Genomic DNA, 1,683 nt, shown 5'->3' on the forward strand with positions numbered 1-1,683 from the left:
GTGCGGGGATTTGTGCGGGAGTCTGCGACGGGGTCTGCGAAGGCGTCTGTGCGGGGATCTGTGCAGGCGTCTGTGCGGGGCCCTGTACAGAACTTTCGGGACCGAGCTCCGCACAAGCTTGAATGATCACTGGCAAAATCAGCCACAGAAGAACTGCTTTAGCCCATCGCTTGTTCCAGTGAGTCATGGCCCCTCCTTGCGGCAGGTTGTCGACGCGGAAAACGATGCGTTCGCAAAAAGTCACGTAACCAGTCGACGGCCCCGCAGCACGTTCCCTGATGATTGCCACGTCGACTTAGGAAGCAGAACGTTCGAAGAAAATTCAATCTCGAGCATTTGCTACGCCGGCGTGATCCTGCTCGAACGACGCTCCAGCTTTTCTATCGTAGTACCCGTTACTTACAATACGACCGTCAGACCAGACCTGCGGCTCATCAGTGCCGGCTGCCTTCGCGGATGCGGTTGGTGCCGCAGTCAAGGACGCCCCACCCCTTTCTCGAATCATTGGCCCGCGCCCACGCCGCGCAGGCGGCGACAGTCTCGTGTGCGCCGATCCGATGCTCACGACGCGCGCTTGGAGCGTCGGACGGCGCTTTCGACCGCCGCCCCTACGTCTAAGCTATCGACCAGTGATTAACCAACACGATATAGCATGGCAAAGCCGTTGGTGAACATTGGACGCACTGTCTTCACTTCTCCCTGCCGGCGACAACAGCGTCGCCCAGCAAGGGTTGCAGCGCCGGCGCGAGCGACTTTAGCAGCTGTACCGATAAAGCGCTCGTGAAATCGTAGCGCGCAGCATACGGCTCGTGTACGTAAGCGGTCAGCGTGCCGAAGAAGCGATCGCCGATCACGAAGACGAACGTCGCGGTCCGGTTGACCCTGCGCGACTCGATGAGACGCGCGCCGCGAGCGAATACATTTAATCGCTGGTCGCCAGTTCCGGTCTTGCCATATACGTCGAAGGCCCGGCCGTCAGGCAACGTGATCCCGTCGGCGAGGCGCTTGGCAGTTCCGCCGAGCACGACGTCGCGCAACAGTTGATGAACCACTTCGGCGATTTCGTGCGACAGGACGGCGCGCGGCGCAGTCGCCGCGGGAGCGAAGCGTGTCTCGTAGGGCGTGTCCTTCGCGAACTCCAGCGTGGCGATGCTTTGTGTCGGCAGCGTCTTGCCGTCATTCTCGATGGTGCCGATCAATTGCGCAAGCGCGGCTGGCCGGTCTCCCGACGCACCGATGGCCGCCGCATACGATGGCGTGAGCGACGCGAACGGATAGCCCAGCGCACGCCACGACTTGCTTATCTGCTCGAAGGCATCCGCTTCGACCATGTTTTTGATGCGCCGGTCCTGCGTTGCGTGATACCGCGTCTTGAAGAGCCACGAATATGCGGTGACGCGCATCTCGCGACTCGCTTCCTGAATATCGTTCACGCTCGCGAGCGGATGGTTGCGCAAGTAGTTCACGCTCCACAGTTCGAGTGGGTGCACGCTCGCGATATAGCCGCGATCGTTCAGGTTGAACTTGTCGATGCCGTACCTCGCATAGAGCTTCGCAAGGTCCTCGGATGAGAGCCACTCCGCAGGCGTGCCGTTCAGTGCGGCGCGCATCCGCGTGTCGAACCACTCTTTCGACTCGTCAGGGCTCACGCTGCGCAACACAGTCGCGATCTTGGGCGGCGAC

At 61.0% G+C, this 1,683-nt stretch carries 1 protein-coding gene and 1 pseudogene; one reads left to right on the forward strand and one right to left on the reverse strand.

The annotated features are described in order from the left end of the window. The first annotated feature begins 56 nt into the window (after positions 1-56). Positions 57-122 (forward strand): hypothetical protein, encoded by a 66-nt coding sequence (locus AWB67_RS43705; protein ID WP_374729894.1) that lies wholly within the window; start codon positions 57-59, stop codon positions 120-122. A 567-nt stretch (positions 123-689) separates the two neighbouring features. Here the strand turns inward: AWB67_RS43705 and AWB67_RS37305 are convergent. Continuing rightward, positions 690-1,683: pseudogene (locus AWB67_RS37305) on the reverse strand (glycosyl transferase family 51); the annotation flags it as partial.

The organism is Caballeronia terrestris (genome assembly GCF_001544515.1).
GTDB classification, from domain to species: Bacteria; Pseudomonadota; Gammaproteobacteria; order Burkholderiales; family Burkholderiaceae; genus Caballeronia; species Caballeronia terrestris.